The organism is Mesorhizobium sp. Cs1299R1N1, assembly GCF_037179655.1.
In the GTDB taxonomy this organism is placed as follows: Bacteria; Pseudomonadota; Alphaproteobacteria; order Rhizobiales; family Rhizobiaceae; genus Mesorhizobium; species Mesorhizobium salmacidum.
Map to the genome: position 1 here is coordinate 1 of NZ_JAPYKR010000075.1, position 1,518 is coordinate 1,518.

1 protein-coding gene and 1 pseudogene are annotated in these 1,518 nt (G+C 57.3%); both read right to left on the minus strand.

Annotated elements, in window-relative coordinates:
* Positions 1 to 391 (minus strand): annotated as a pseudogene (locus O7A70_RS33700) (phosphoserine aminotransferase); the annotation flags it as partial.
* 345 nt (positions 392 to 736) lie between these two features.
* Positions 737 to 1,518, minus strand: a 782-nt coding sequence (locus O7A70_RS33705) for a hypothetical protein (RefSeq protein ID WP_337144187.1), incomplete at its 5' end; no start/stop codon positions are given.

A 1,518-nucleotide genomic window follows, 5' to 3' on the forward strand; every position in this document is an offset into this window, starting at 1 on the left:
TCATGAGCCTGGCTACGGGCTTAACCCTGCTGACTTTCAGCCGTGCCTGGGCCCGAGGCGAGAGCGCGATCATGCCATGGCCGCCTTCGCCGCCAAGGGCCTTCTGCCATGACCAGCACAGAACGTCCGTTCGATCGTAGTCGATGCGCCTGGTAAAAGCTGCAGAGACGGCATCTGCGATCACAAGTCCGGCACGGTCAGGAAAAATCCAATCAAGATCCGGAGGACAGACGCCGCTGTTGGTGCCGTTTAATACCAGAACAATGTCGTGATCGGGATCGATCCCGCTGGTGTCTGGGAATTCCCCGAAAGCACAGACGTGGCGCCTCTGGGAGGCTAGCCCTAACGTGTCGATCTCATTTGCCCAATACCGTGAGAAGCTGTCTGACACGAATGTCTCGACTGGGGACGGGCCTAGCAGATTTTGTAGGGCCATGCTGCAAGCCCCAGTGCCCGAACCGGGCACGATACCGCACAGCCAACTATCAGGCAGCTCTAGCAAAGAGGCCATGCGCCTGATTACCCCTTTCAGCCTTTCTGCTCCCTCGGGACTCCGGTGGCTTCGTCCAACATATCGGAGCATGGTTGGGGGCACGCTCCAACCAGGATGTTTCCGGCAAGGGCCTGATGAAAACCGCGGATCGGACGGGAGGACCGATGGTTTCACAGCCGCATTTCTTAGAGCCATGGCAACCTCCAAATTGGGAAAACGGAAGCTCATCGGAGCCAACTGCGGTCAGGCGATCGTCTGCGCCATCAGCTCCGAGATTTTGTCGTCGGCAAAACTTAGCCGTTGATCGGCGCTGAGATTCGAAAGGAGGTCGATAATCGCGGCCTCAGACAAGGCCCCCTCTTCGCGCAGCTTTTGTACATAGGAAGGATGGATGAAGTTTGAGCCGGCGAACTGATAAGCCGCGCTGCTCCCCCAACCATATCGTTTGCGAAGCGGACCGAAGTGATGCAGGACGTGCTCCAGGAGTGCCCGTTCCGCAGACGCATCAAGACGACCGAGAATTGGCAGGAGCTGCTCGCTAGCTGTGTTTCCGGCCCCGCGGCCCATGCCGCCCATGGTGCAGTCTATCCATCTCGCGCCCGCCATCGCGGCTGCAACTGAATTGATCAGTGCGTAGCCCCGGTTGTCATGGCCGTGAAATCCAACGTCACTCTCAAGCCGATCCGCGAATCGGCCGATAATTTCATGGACGCGGCTCGGTTTCATAGAGCCGAAGGAATCGGCAATATATAGCACGTCGATGGTGTCGAACTGCTTTGCTTCTTTCAGGCACGTCTCAAATTCTGCGGCATTGGCTGCATCGATCTGCATGAGGTTCAAAAACACACGAAAGCCCCTTTGAGACAACTCAGCGCAAATGTCCCTACAGGCATCCAATTTGCTGTAATGGGCCGCCACGCGTACGGTCGTGATGCACCCCGGCAGTAGTCCTTCTATTAGGTGGTCCACGGCAAGGCGTATAGGCAGTTCGCCCGCATACACATCCTTGGCATCGATCATCACGC